Source organism: Cyanobium sp. Maggiore-St4-Cus (assembly GCF_024345615.1).
Lineage (GTDB): Bacteria > Cyanobacteriota > Cyanobacteriia > PCC-6307 > Cyanobiaceae > Cyanobium_A > Cyanobium_A usitatum.
In genome coordinates this window covers 1-11203 of sequence record NZ_JAGQBL010000024.1, presented here as the reverse complement: position 1 = coordinate 11203, position 11203 = coordinate 1, and the positions used below count along the sequence as shown (strand labels likewise).

Sequence of the window (11203 nt, the reverse complement as noted above, 5' to 3'; positions counted from 1 at the left end):
CACGGCAGAACAGCAGCCAGGGCGAAAAATATGGGTTTGGATCAAATGAGCGCATCGCCTCAGCACCGTGAAGATCCGGGTGGCGTGAAATAAGTTCTTTTAGGCCTTGATAATAGGTGTCAAGATAATTTTGATCCTGCAGTAGTGGCTGAAAATCAAGCACTGCGACCAGCTTGCCGCGGGTGCCGAACCAAAGGAGATCGATTCCCATAAGGGGCTGATCGTTGTTGTATTCGGGATAGGCCACCGAATTCAACACTTGCAGGCTGTCCCCCGCGTCCATCCTGGTCACCCGCCAGCGCCGGAACCCAGGCACCTGCCAGAGCCAGCTTTGGATCACGCTCTGCCTCTTCGGGGAGCGACATTCAGCTAGCCCATCGGGTGGGGCAATGGGCTGCGCTCCAGACCGTTCCAGCCTGCTATTGAGCTCTTGCAAAAAAGGGTCAAACATCTCGGAGCGCTCAGGAGCAGGGTGGGTTAACGGAAACCGGCGGCCATGGAATCGGCGCTTTCCCGAAGCGACTGCAGAGTTGCGTCGGAGGGGCAACGAAGCTCCGTGCAGTAGGTGGTCATCGACACACCATCGAGACACTGCACTGAGCTCACCCGCATTCGCACCTGATCCGTGACGAACCAGCAGCGCTCCGTGCCGACATTGCTGTCATAGCGCGTGGTAACGGTCATGACGCCATCAGTTGAAAAGGTGTATTGACTGAGGACGGGCTGCTTCTCCACGTAGCCCTTGTCACGGACCAGAAAACCCTGAGTGGGATCTCCTGCCAGAGGGATATCTATTAATACAGCCGCTTGATCATCTGTTCTGGCTAGGGGTTTAAGATTGCTCTCCCACCAGAAACGGGCCCCTCCTGCTGCCAGTAGAGGGTTGATATTAAGAGTTAGACATATCTGCTCGACAGCTGGATCCTCAGCGGAGAAGGGCTCGATAACAAGATTGGAATCGCCGAATTCATCATCTTGGTGGTCGAGGTGGTGCACAGCCCGTCGCGTCAGCCAGGTCCCTCGACTGGCCGCCAAGAACTGGTCCATCGTTCGGGCTGGGTCCATGGGTGCCACGGGCGTGTGAGGGGGATGGGAGTTAGTCCTGCTCGGACTTCTGGGACTCAAGCTGAGCCAGAATTGCTTCTAACTTCTGCAGCTCGGGATGCTGAGCCAGGGTGAAGTCCACTTGCTTCTGAGGGAGCTTCAGTCTTTGCCCCATGCCGATCACATCTTTGATAAGTCGATCGCGGTAGGCCGCTAGCTGATCAATCGACTCCTCCAACTCCTGCCGGCTGGGATCGGATGCGTTGATTGCAGACGTGTCGGCGCGAGGGGGAGTGCCGTCGGTCATGGCTTGGATTGGGCGACTGTCAGCATACGGAGCCATCCGCTGCGCTCCACTAGAGCAGCTTCAAATGGGTCGCATCCATGGTGAAAATGGAAGAAAAGATAAATCTCCTGGTGCTTTGTTCCGCGATTAGGCGGGAGTGCGTGCCTTCCCCCTGCCAAAACCCTTTGCCAGCGCTGCCTTTTCAAGTCCGAGCGCGATGGGTGACGAAAGTTTGCATGATTGCTTTGATCGGGGTCCTGAGGCGGGAGATGACCGTAGTTTCCCCTTACGCCTTCCCCGAGAGGCAGCTAAGCCATACAGACCTGAACAGATCTAACGATCTTTACTGGCTGTCAATTGGCTAAGCACAAGCACCCCTGGCCCCTTTCCCATGCTCGACGCCTTTTCACGCGCTGTCGTCAGCGCAGATTCGAAGACTGCCCCTATTGGAGGCGGTGAGCTCGCTGCTCTCCGTAACTATGTTGCTGAGGGAAATAAGCGTCTAGACGCTGTTAACGCCATCACCAGCAATGCCTCCTGCATCGTTTCAGATGCAGTCACCGGCATGATCTGCGAAAACACTGGCCTGATCCAGGCTGGTGGCAACTGCTATCCCAACCGCCGCATGGCCGCATGCCTGCGCGATGGCGAAATTGTGCTTCGCTACATCAGCTACGCGCTGCTGGCAGGCGACGCATCGGTTTTGGACGACCGCTGCCTGAACGGCCTCAAGGAGACCTACATCGCTCTGGGCGTTCCCCTTCAGTCTGCCGCTCGCGCCGTGGCCATCATGAAGGCTTCTTCCACAGCTCACATCAACGAGACAAACACCACCGGCACCAACCCTGTGGAAACCCGTTTCCGCAAGATGGAAACCGTTCAGGGCGACTGCTCCGCTCTAGTGGCTGAAGCTGCTACCTACTTTGACCGTGTGATCAGCGGCCTCAGCTGATTCATCCGAAGAGATTGCTTTTTTTAAACCACTACTACTCAATTAAACGAGGATCTTCACGATGAAGTCTGTTGTGACCACTGTTGTGACCGCCGCTGATGCCGCTGGTCGCTTCCCCTCCCAGAACGACCTGGAAGCTGTTCAGGGCAACATTCAGCGAGCTACTGCTCGCCTTGAAGCTGCTGAAAAGCTGGCCGCCGGTCTGGACAAAGTGACCAAGGAAGCTGGTGACGCCTGCTTCAGCAAGTACCCCTACCTCAAGCAAGCCGGCGAAGCTGGTGAGAACCAGGTCAAGGTGGACAAGTGCTACCGCGACATCGCTCACTATCTGCGTCTGATCAACTACTGCCTGGTTGTGGGCGGCACCGGCCCTCTCGATGAGTGGGGCATTGCCGGAGCCCGTGAGGTGTACCGCACCCTGCGTCTGCCTACCGCTGCTTACGTGGAAGCGCTCACCTTCACCCGCGATCGGGCTTGCTCCCCTCGTGACATGAGCCCCCAGGCTCTCAATGAGTTGAAGTCGTACCTTGATTACGCCATCAACGCCCTCTCCTGATCAGTTTCTGATTAATTGTTGAGGATAAACCAGGGAGGCCTTCGGGCCTCCTTTTTTGTGTGAAAATTAGCCGTCGCCTACCCCCTCTCCTCGATGGAAATGGAAGCATTAGATATCTTATTTGATGATCTTGCCCACCCTAATCCTTATATTCAAAGCCAGGCTTTTATGGCTATGGTCAGGGATTGGCCTCAGCAAGCTCTACCTCGCCTGCTTGGTTTGTTGGCCCAACCGGATATAGCTTTACGCAGGGCTTCTGTCCGTGGTATTGGCGCCTTTGGCGCGGCAGCCTTGCTGCCCTTAGCGGATCTTCTTATGGCTAGCACGGACAGCACTATCCGCGCCAGCTGCGTGAAGGCCTATGCCCAGGTGGCTTCAAACCAGCCTGGGATCCATTTCCCCGAGACAGCGATGCAGGCTCTCGAGGAGGCACTTAGCGACGACTCACCGGTTGTGGCTGTTGCTTCGGTGATGGCCCTTGGGCAGGTTGGTGGGCAGGCGGTGCCGCTGTTGCTAAGAGTGGTGGGCGGTGATAATCCAGCCCAGGCGGTAGCAGCTGTCAATGCACTCGCCCAGATTGATGATCCTGCAATTGAACCGACTCTTAAGGATCTGCAGCACCAACCAAAGTTAGATAGTTATGTGCGAGAGACCCTTGAATCAGCCTTGGCTCGAATAAGGGAACTGCAAGCACGTCAACCTCAGCCGGGCTGACGCGAGACGATTGTTATCCTCACTTGCTTAGCTGACTGATCGCTAGCTCTAGCACTAATCTGACACCAGGTTGTACTTCCTGTTCCACACTTGCTTTTAAGTCAGGCAATGCATCCCTGGCCCCTAGCTTCATCAGCGATAGAGCAGCGTTTTTGCGAACCTGTTCTTCCGAGTCGGTGAGCAGGGGGAGCAGGCGCGGGCAGGCCCATTCTGGCTCCTGCAACTTCCCCATCAGCGTTGCAGCTTCTGCCCGCACTTCGGAGTCCAGGTCATCCAGCGCGGTTAGAAGCAGCTGTCTCGCCTCGTCATCCCCCAAAGACTGGATCTGTTCGCCGAGAGCTGCTATTGCTGCCGCTCTTATCCTGGCATCCGGCGAGCTGGCTGCTTGGCGAAGCGCTTCGGGCGCCTTGGCGCCGATAAAAGCGATCCCCCAGCTGGCCAGCCCCTGTTGCATGGCCGAAGCTTTTGGATGAACCAGCACTGAGAGGAGTGGATTGAGAGCCTGCTCGCCGACTGCAGCCATCGCTCCGACCGCTGATCCCTGCACAACGGGATCCGAATCTGAGAGTAGGGTTTCGAGTAAAACGGGCAAGGCAGCTGGATCTGCAATCAGGGTCAGAGTCTTAGCTGCAGCGCGTCGAACGGTGACGTTGTCGTGAGACTGCAATGCACGGCAGAGAGTTGGCACCGCTGCAGCACCCACTGCTCCAAGGCTTTCGGCAAAGGTGAGCCGCATCAAGCCCCTGGTATCGCCGAGACCAGCCACCATGCGCTCAATAGCTGGGGTGTCGGATGAAGGAACTAACCCCTGACGAAGTTGGGAACGAAGCTCTGCAGCAAGAATGTTGGCTTCCTCAACGCTCAGTTGCTGGATTCCAGATGCGGGGGTAGCGGACAGCTCGGCAGACAAGGGTCCCTCCTATTGAACTAATTATCAGGGATAGCCGCCGCGATCCTATGGTGGGCTTAACAAGATCAGGACATGACACGCTTTTTGCTCTCCCACAACCTTCAGGTGGTTTCCGACAACCTGAAGGGCTTGAATTCCGCGGAACTGGCGGCTGGTCTCGTTGCACACCTGTCCACCGATGTCCGGGTTCAGGCAGTCAGCCACCCTCACTGGTTGGTTCAGGTGGAAGCCGACCTGCTGCCCGTCGATTTGGCCAATGCCGTACTCCTGGCCTGGCGACAGCTTCGCTGCTCTGCAGGTGCTACTGATCATGATTGCCAGCTGTTGGCCTTAGGTGGACGCAAGGACGATCAAGGCGCCTCTGGAGCGTTGCTGCAGCAGAGTGACTGGGGGGTCGATGTGGTGGAGACTCTGAACACCGCCGCTTTCCTTCAGTCAATCAACTGGGATCTGCTCAAACAGGGGCGTGCTCCTGATGGTGTGTTCGAGCTTCAAGGCTGAGCTGGGCTATTTGCGGCGGCGGCGAGGTGATTGCTGTCCAGACTTGGGTGATTCGCCTGGCTCCATTGCCGCTTTGGCGGCCACTGCGGAAACTGAGCTGGCCCCCTCCATCAGCCCCACCGACGAAACTGGGATTCCGTTCTGGTGTAGTTGCTGCATAGTCTGGCTCAGCATATGGAGCGGAACTCGCAGCTTCTGAGCAACCCTCTGGGGAGTTTCAGATTTGATGCTTGTAACAAGAAGAAGTGCACCACATTGATGGGGTCCCATTGTGCCTCTAATTTAGATGGGTTCATATTGAACGCTTCCTGGCTGGGTTGCATCAAGACACATAACTCTTAAACTTTCAGCGCTCTTGCCCTGCCGGCTATCAGAGTTGGAAGCAGCTCTGCTTTGAGCTCCACAGCCGCGTCCACTTTGACTTCTGAGGACAGTATTTTGGCAAGCTCCAGCAACAGTTACGACAATATCCATCCCGGGCTCAGCCACCATGATGCGCTAGCGATTCTTGAACAATCTCTTGACTCGCTTGATTCTGCCAGCGACTACTACATGGCGGCCGCCCATCTCGTGAATTTCCCCGGCGATAAAACGGAGGAGGCATTATTGAGGCTCATTGATAATTCTTCGGGCGAACAGGCGGTTAACCTTGCGCGCCGCAAAGCGGTCGAAGTTTTGGGCCGGCTTGGGGTTCAACGGGCCATCCCCAGCATTGGGCGTTGCCTAAGGAGCAATGATCACTATCTCGTTGAAAATGCCGCCTGGGCCCTTCTTCAGCTCAATTGCCAGGATGTTGAACTCCATCAGGCAATGCTCCCGCTGCTCAATGATCCAGGCCAGAGCCGCCGGGTTCTTATCCAGGCTCTTGTGGGGTTAGAAGTGCATGCGGCCTTGCCCGTACTTCAATCGCTGCAAGATGAGGCGAATCCAGGGGTTCGCGGCGCTGCTTTGGCCGGGGTTGCACAGCTCAGTGGAGATGGCAGTCGCCTTCAAGAATTGGAAGACCACCTGACCCTGCCTAACCAAATGGACCGGCAGTCGGCGATTCAGGATTTAATTGACTGTCGGGCTACATATCTATTGCCTTCGATTCTCAAGGCGCCCGTGTCCCCTGTGTTCAGGTTGCGCGCTCTGCGGACACTCTGGCCGGGCCAAGACAAAGAACACGCAGGCATTGACCTGCTTACTTGTTTAGATTCGCTGATGTGGGATCAGCCAGAAGGTTTGGTCTTGGCGCACTGCTACGACACTGAACCAACCATATTATTTTTATTTGATGAGTTTTTTGGTACTGACTTTAGCCGTTGCTACCTAGCATTGTCCACATTGAAGCATAGGCCAGTAGAAGAGCTCTGGCCTGTTTTCTGGAAGCGATGGCAGGAGGATGCTTATAATGACTATGGTGCTCATTATTTCTTCATTCAGCTTCTTGGCAGTGTGGATATCTGGCCTTCCGCTGCTACTCCTGTCATTGAGGCATTGCTGCTGGAAGCTATGAACAGCAAGCGCCCACAATTCGGTAAATCAAGAGCGGCTGCTTGCTTGGCTTTGAATAAACACTTTCCTGATATATGGTGCAAAAGTGTGAGGCAGCTTTTGTCCTCCGATTTCACGCCAAGCTGGGAGCTACGTTATGCTGCATTGATAGGTCTTGATTCAATTGATGTTGGGAATAACCATGAAATAATTCAGCTATTACAGAATGCTTTTGCCGTGCAGGATCCTGATATTTTTGTAGATCGTAGGCGTCAACTGCTTATTTCCGAAAACCGGGTCTGAAAGGACCCACGTTCAGCCCAGTAGCGCTGAATTTCCAGGCCTTTGGGTCTTGGCACAGCTGCTTCAGCTCTCAGTATCTTGAATGTTCGACGGGGCCCCATGGGCCAGTTTCCGATTGCTCTTACAGACCGCACTTGCCCATCAAGCATATTTAGACAGGCTTCAAAACGCTCAAGCTGACTATGATCAATTGTTTCAAAAATAAAGTCTTGGCCTTGGCAAATTAGGTGCTGCGAGCGAATCCAGCTACGGAATTGCTGGATAGCTGGTCCGTCAGCTTGCATGGTTTCTGTTTTATCCAATTTGTTCAGATTCTTCTCCCTTATGATTACTTAGACGTGCCCATTCAGCTGTGACTTCATTCTCAAAGCTAGCCACGCGTTCAAAACGTAGTGGCCCATGTTCGGAGCCCCATTGCAAGGTATTGGTAGCTGGATCAAAACCCTGATCTCTACTAATCCAGTTTTCATGATCAACCAACACCTCGCTCACTAGATAGGTAGGCCGCCCATCACGTGGTACTAGGCATTTATTACCAGGCTCTACCTTTCCGCTGAAGCAACCCGGTGTCGTCTCTTGGAAATGCATCGCACAACCGCAGCGTTGTTTGAGGCGATCAATATGAATAAGCTTGAGCAGTTTAGGCGTGAAGCCTGCTCCAGCTAAGCGAATTGGTTGGTCGAATCCAAAATTCTCAACAATCTGCACCTTCTCGGTCGAAATTAGCCGATGTACGCCTTGCCTATATGGTCGCCAAGGATCGTGCCCATAGCTCTGCTCGGAGTAAAAACCAGGGCCCTGAAATACTTCCCAAGGCAGAGGGCGAAAATAGATGTTAATATGGGCAAAATTTACAGGATCGCGCTGTGACTGAGAGAAATTACTGTAGTGTCCGGCTAGAATTTTTGCGAATTTTAGGGTAATACTTATCATGGCGAGCTCTACTGGCTGAAGGAATCTAACCGTCTGATTTCGGATGCGAAGGATGTTTGCAGTATTCCTGAGCCGGCTGAAGTTCGTAGCACTGATGAGCGGCAGCGAACATTCTCAGATACGAACCAGATCCTTTCCTCTGCAATCGATTGACCATATTGGGTAGTGAGTATAAAAGTATCATCTTCTAAAAAAGCATAGTTTGATACTGCTTGCTCGGCCTCTGCGTATCCAGTGCTTCGCAGTAAGATTCCTTTTTGATTATCAGTTGGGATTGGAACGAGTACGCATGATCCTGCTGATACTTCACTGGGGCCATCTGGCTCCCAGTCACTTTCTGCATTCCATTCCATTCGGAATGGCAGAAGGGGTTTGGCGTCGTGTATTTTGCAGTCTCTAATTAACTTAAGTACCAACGGATCTTGGAGTCCAATTGGTTCAATCAATACTGAACTGCGAACATCCTCAAATTGCTGAAACGCAAGAGAATGTCCACTTCTCATGGATCGCCAGCGGCCTAGGCTACGAGCTACAAAAGATTCCAGCTGCATCAACGCTGCTCAGGCCTTGTTTCTGTGAGTGGTCCTTGCAACTGGCAGACGACCTGCCTGAACCATGTGTACCCATGTATCGATCATCATGTTGATCGCAGGCTGCGTTTCTTCAGTGCTCCGATCAATCTGAGTGCACTCTGCTTTGCGATAGTCTTTGTCCTTTAAATTCATGGATTGCAGCCTGAGTGCTTGCTGTTGATGCTTTTGGGAGGCGATTCAAAGCCTTATTATATATATTAAGGCTTTGAATCGCCTCCGGTTTGGTTTGATTTAGGATTCCTTTACTGAGGCGATGCGACCTCCGCGTCGATGAATTGATTGGATGGCTGATGATAGTGAGCTGAAGGGAACGGTTGTCGTTTGCGTTACCCGTCGATTTAGGCCGACTGGATTAACGCTTGTCCAGCGAATAGCGTAGCGCTGCTTGTTGCGACCTCCTGGGCCGGGAGTCTTTTGACTGCCTCCGGGGGCTGATCTGGTCGCCAGGCTGACTAATAATTGTGATTGCCCGTCACCATCAAAACTTGCAAAGCCTGAAGTCAAGGCACGTGTTCTGTTATATGTAAGGTTGGATTCACCTTTCTGGCTTGCCACTCCCCTGTCATAAGGTACTGTATCAAAGCCAAAGACCTCTAGATACTCGGCTCCGTATATATAGCTGTTGATTTCTGCTTCGTATCCTTCTGTGGCCAGGAGCTGAACATGCTTGCTCAGTTCAGCTTGATTTCGTGGGGCGCGGCCTAGGAGATGCTTGAAGTTTAGTTCAACAAACCGATAGGGACCATTTGCATCAAAAAAGAGACGCCGATAGCTGTCGGACAGGGCTAGGGCATTGATCAGCCCCTGCACAGTGAGGTCGCCGTTGATGAATAGACTCTCTGCAGAGACTGAGAGCTCTTCATCAAAGAGGTGGGCATTGCCAAATACTTGGCGGTAGGCGGCTTTCAGCTGGGCTTGAGCTTCTGATTGGCGTAAACCTGAATTGGGCCGGCCAAGAGTTTCGATTTCCATTGTTTTTGGGTTGGTAGGGGGAGAGGGAGTGAAGAAGTTAGCTATTGTTCCGAAAAATGAGCCATAGTCATCTAGGTGATTTCGGTCACAGAAATGATCTGACCACCGCGTCTATGGATGTATCCCAGTTGGCTTGTAATGTCATTGCCGCTTACTACGTAGCTGGCGTTCGGGTTGCGTTGGCGGCCGCCTGCAGGCTGGGCATTGACGACAATACGGAACCGCTTGGATGTGGGATCAGCTGATCCAGAGGCTGCACCAAGCCTGTTAATCCGTACGGTTGTATTTGTCCAGTTTGTAGGTGCAGATCTTGTTGCTACCGAATTTAGCAGGCTTGAGGCACATTGAATGGTGTCACTGGCCGCATAGCCTTGAACTAGTGCTATGTGTCGATTAAAGGAAACCTGTTCGCGACCATTTTCAGTTGCTACACGCAGGTAGGGAACAGTATTCTCGCCGAAGGTGTTCTGATACTCTTCGCTATCAACGTAGCTGTTGATTTCTGCGTCATAGCCGTGAATGGCTAGCCTTTGTAGATGCTCACTCATCTCGGCCTGAGATGCGGGTGCACGCCCCAAAATATGTTTGAAATTCAGCTCAACAAAACGGTAGGGAGCATTTGTTTCGAAGAAGCGACGGCGATAGTCTGCAGAGAGTCCAATAGCTCTTATAAATTCACGGGTGCTGAGCCTTCCCTCAGCAAACTGGCTTTCTGCTGTTAAGTTGCGCTCGCTGTCCATTACATGGGGATTGCCCAGCACTTGGCGGTATACCGAGCGGATCAGCGCAGTAATCTGATCTGCTGAATCACCGTTGCAGCGCTCGAATACTTCCTGCTGGCGCTGGCCAAGCCCAAAGCCAACGTATAGATCACCACGCATCGGTGTCGAGTCGCCTCCATCGGCACTGTTCCGCTTGACAGGCACTAACATTCCGTTCGAACCAGCCGCTGTTCTACCCATCTGACTTAGGGAACCAGATCGGTAAACCTGTGCAGGTACTTTTATTGAGAGCCTGTAGCCGCTAACTAGATTGCCTAGCAGTTGACTTTTGGTTCCTACGGCTGTGTCGCTGCCAGCGAAATTCTGCTCAAGTGCTGCGATCCTGTTGAACGCTGCTTGAGGCTGGCCTACTGGTGAGTTCCAGCTTGTTGGGTATGGAACTGTTTCCTCGCCAAAGGACTTTAGATACTCATCGGAATCAAGATAGCTATTGATTTCTTCCGTGAAGCCACTTGTGGCGATTAATGCCACATGGCTAGCAACCTCTGCTTGATTCTGGGGGGGGCGTCCCAGCAAATGCTTGAAGTTAAGCTCAACTGCTCGATGCGGAGACACGGCATCAAAGAAGCGTGAGCGATAAAAATCGGATTGGGCCAATCTTCGTACGAATTCCCGTACGTTTATGTCCCCATTGCGTAATTTTGATTCGGCACTCAGCAGGCGCTCGCTTTCCATCGGCTGAACATTGCCGAACACCTGCCGGTATGCAGCTCTTACTGCGATGTGAAAAGCAGCATTGTCGTTTGCGGTGAATGCTGACGGCGTATTTAGTAGCTGCTGGTTGCGAAATTGATCTTCGCTTGTGGCAGTTTCTACGGCATCAGTTCTTTGTCGAGAAAATCTTGCTGGTGCTTCAAGTAGCTGAGTGGCTCCGAAGTCAAGTGAATTGCTTTGATTTGCTGTCATGGGGCTATGGGATTGGCGGACTTGCTTTGTTGATTGGAATATAAGTTGTTAGATGTTTTTGGGACATCTAATTCCTTTGTTTTTTGCTGATTTGGGAGCTCTGTTATTAAATAGGGCTGGTTTTGGCAATGGATCAGCTTAATGGTGTGATGCTTGCGATCTTGCCGCCTTCGCGGTGAATAAGCTGATACTGCTCAGATAGCTTGTTGAATGGGACGAAGAGTACTCTGTTTGCTTTCCTATAGCGTGATGTGGGGCGCACGTTATTGGCCCTG

13 protein-coding genes and 1 pseudogene are annotated in these 11203 nt (G+C 52.8%); 5 read left to right on the top strand and 9 right to left on the bottom strand.

Features of this window, described 5'->3' with window-relative positions; all coding sequences use genetic code 11:
* The 3 genes and pseudogenes from KBY99_RS14625 to KBY99_RS14615 all read right to left on the bottom strand — a co-directional run.
* Positions 1-451, bottom strand: a pseudogene (locus tag KBY99_RS14625) (dihydrobiliverdin:ferredoxin oxidoreductase); the annotation flags it as partial.
* A 26-nt stretch (positions 452-477) separates the two neighbouring features.
* Positions 478-1065, bottom strand: coding sequence for a phycobiliprotein lyase (locus KBY99_RS14620; protein WP_241518342.1), 588 nt, complete (start codon positions 1063-1065; stop codon positions 478-480).
* A 31-nt stretch (positions 1066-1096) separates the two neighbouring features.
* Positions 1097-1351 (bottom strand): hypothetical protein, encoded by a 255-nt coding sequence (locus KBY99_RS14615; RefSeq protein WP_106632845.1) that lies wholly within the window; start codon positions 1349-1351, stop codon positions 1097-1099.
* Positions 1352-1721: 370 nt separating this feature from the next.
* On the opposite strand from KBY99_RS14615, the gene cpeB reads away from it, so the two are divergent.
* The 3 genes from cpeB (at position 1722) to KBY99_RS14600 (ending at position 3552) form a co-directional block, all read left to right on the top strand.
* Positions 1722-2282 carry a class 1 C-phycoerythrin subunit beta gene (cpeB, locus tag KBY99_RS14610; protein WP_254941610.1) on the top strand — a complete coding sequence of 187 codons (561 nt, stop codon included), beginning with the start codon at positions 1722-1724 and terminating at the stop codon, positions 2280-2282.
* 61 nt (positions 2283-2343) lie between these two features.
* Positions 2344-2838: a class 1 C-phycoerythrin subunit alpha gene (gene cpeA, locus KBY99_RS14605; RefSeq protein ID WP_106632843.1), complete on the top strand. Its 495-nt coding sequence runs from the start codon at positions 2344-2346 to the stop codon at positions 2836-2838.
* Between the two features lie 99 nt (positions 2839-2937).
* Positions 2938-3552, top strand: coding sequence for a HEAT repeat domain-containing protein (locus KBY99_RS14600; RefSeq protein ID WP_254999789.1), 615 nt, complete (start codon positions 2938-2940; stop codon positions 3550-3552).
* A gap of 19 nt (positions 3553-3571) precedes the next feature.
* On the opposite strand, the gene KBY99_RS14595 is transcribed toward KBY99_RS14600, so the two are convergent.
* Positions 3572-4462 carry a HEAT repeat domain-containing protein gene (locus tag KBY99_RS14595; protein WP_106632841.1) on the bottom strand — a complete coding sequence of 297 codons (891 nt, stop codon included), beginning with the start codon at positions 4460-4462 and terminating at the stop codon, positions 3572-3574.
* A 72-nt stretch (positions 4463-4534) separates the two neighbouring features.
* Between KBY99_RS14595 and KBY99_RS14590 the strand changes: the two genes are divergently transcribed.
* Entirely contained in the window at positions 4535-4963 is a 429-nt protein-coding gene (locus KBY99_RS14590; RefSeq protein WP_106632840.1) for a DUF2656 family protein, read from the top strand.
* A 438-nt stretch (positions 4964-5401) separates the two neighbouring features.
* Positions 5402-6742 carry a HEAT repeat domain-containing protein gene (locus KBY99_RS14585; protein WP_254993738.1) on the top strand — a complete coding sequence of 447 codons (1341 nt, stop codon included), beginning with the start codon at positions 5402-5404 and terminating at the stop codon, positions 6740-6742.
* A gap of 294 nt (positions 6743-7036) precedes the next feature.
* Here the strand turns inward: KBY99_RS14585 and KBY99_RS14575 are convergent, their stop codons facing one another.
* The 5 genes from KBY99_RS14575 to KBY99_RS14555 all read right to left on the bottom strand — a co-directional run.
* On the bottom strand, positions 7037-7675 hold the full coding sequence (locus KBY99_RS14575) for a chromophore lyase CpcT/CpeT (protein WP_254999787.1): 639 nt from the start codon (positions 7673-7675) through the stop codon (positions 7037-7039).
* Positions 7676-7683: 8 nt separating this feature from the next.
* Entirely contained in the window at positions 7684-8226 is a 543-nt protein-coding gene (locus KBY99_RS14570; protein ID WP_254999785.1) for a phycobiliprotein lyase, read from the bottom strand.
* A gap of 273 nt (positions 8227-8499) precedes the next feature.
* Positions 8500-9240 carry a phycobilisome rod-core linker polypeptide gene (locus KBY99_RS14565; RefSeq protein ID WP_254999783.1) on the bottom strand — a complete coding sequence of 247 codons (741 nt, stop codon included), beginning with the start codon at positions 9238-9240 and terminating at the stop codon, positions 8500-8502.
* 71 nt (positions 9241-9311) lie between these two features.
* Entirely contained in the window at positions 9312-10928 is a 1617-nt protein-coding gene (locus tag KBY99_RS14560) for a phycobilisome rod-core linker polypeptide (RefSeq protein ID WP_254999782.1), read from the bottom strand.
* A 133-nt stretch (positions 10929-11061) separates the two neighbouring features.
* Positions 11062-11203 (bottom strand): phycobilisome linker polypeptide (locus tag KBY99_RS14555; protein WP_254999790.1); only part of this gene is annotated, 142 nt, incomplete at its 5' end.

Excerpts from the sequence above, each read along its gene's own strand:
- KBY99_RS14620 (WP_241518342.1), bottom strand. The coding sequence starts at position 1,065 with ATGGACCCAGCCCGAACGATGGACCAGTTCTTGGCGGCCAGTCGAGGG.
- KBY99_RS14615 (WP_106632845.1), bottom strand. The coding sequence starts at position 1,351 with ATGACCGACGGCACTCCCCCTCGCGCCGACACGTCTGCAATCAACGCA.
- cpeB (WP_254941610.1), top strand. The coding sequence starts at position 1,722 with ATGCTCGACGCCTTTTCACGCGCTGTCGTCAGCGCAGATTCGAAGACT.
- cpeA (WP_106632843.1), top strand. The coding sequence starts at position 2,344 with ATGAAGTCTGTTGTGACCACTGTTGTGACCGCCGCTGATGCCGCTGGT.
- KBY99_RS14600 (WP_254999789.1), top strand. The coding sequence starts at position 2,938 with ATGGAAGCATTAGATATCTTATTTGATGATCTTGCCCACCCTAATCCT.
- KBY99_RS14590 (WP_106632840.1), top strand. The coding sequence starts at position 4,535 with ATGACACGCTTTTTGCTCTCCCACAACCTTCAGGTGGTTTCCGACAAC.
- KBY99_RS14575 (WP_254999787.1), bottom strand. The coding sequence starts at position 7,675 with ATGATAAGTATTACCCTAAAATTCGCAAAAATTCTAGCCGGACACTAC.
- KBY99_RS14570 (WP_254999785.1), bottom strand. The coding sequence starts at position 8,226 with ATGCAGCTGGAATCTTTTGTAGCTCGTAGCCTAGGCCGCTGGCGATCC.
- KBY99_RS14565 (WP_254999783.1), bottom strand. The coding sequence starts at position 9,240 with ATGGAAATCGAAACTCTTGGCCGGCCCAATTCAGGTTTACGCCAATCA.
- KBY99_RS14560 (WP_254999782.1), bottom strand. The coding sequence starts at position 10,928 with ATGACAGCAAATCAAAGCAATTCACTTGACTTCGGAGCCACTCAGCTA.